1 protein-coding gene is annotated in these 240 nt (G+C 62.1%); it reads left to right on the top strand.

Going from position 1 to position 240, the window contains the following annotated elements:
* Positions 1-206: TonB-dependent receptor (locus HJG58_RS18765; RefSeq protein WP_170249813.1), on the top strand; the 206-nt coding region annotated here is incomplete at its 5' end.
* Positions 207-240 lie beyond the last annotated feature (34 nt).

The following is a 240-nucleotide window of genomic DNA, read 5'->3' as shown; positions in this document are numbered from 1 at the left end:
ACGACGGCTACGCCGGCTCGTACACCCTGTACGACGCCGCCGTGCGCTACGACCTGGGCCAATTGAACGGCAGCCTGAAAGGCGTCAGCGTGGCGGTCAATGCCAACAATCTGTTCAACAAGGACTACCTGGCGTCCTGCGACGGCTACTACTGCTACTACGGCGACCAACGCAGCGTGGTGGGCAGCGTCAGCTACAAGTGGTGAGCGACGCGTCACAGGTGCGTAACGGCGGATAACC

The organism is Acinetobacter geminorum (assembly GCF_013009345.1).
GTDB lineage: Bacteria > Pseudomonadota > Gammaproteobacteria > Pseudomonadales > Moraxellaceae > Acinetobacter > Acinetobacter geminorum.
The sequence above is the reverse complement of the archived record's forward strand: the minus strand, read 5'-3'. Positions and strand labels throughout refer to the sequence as shown.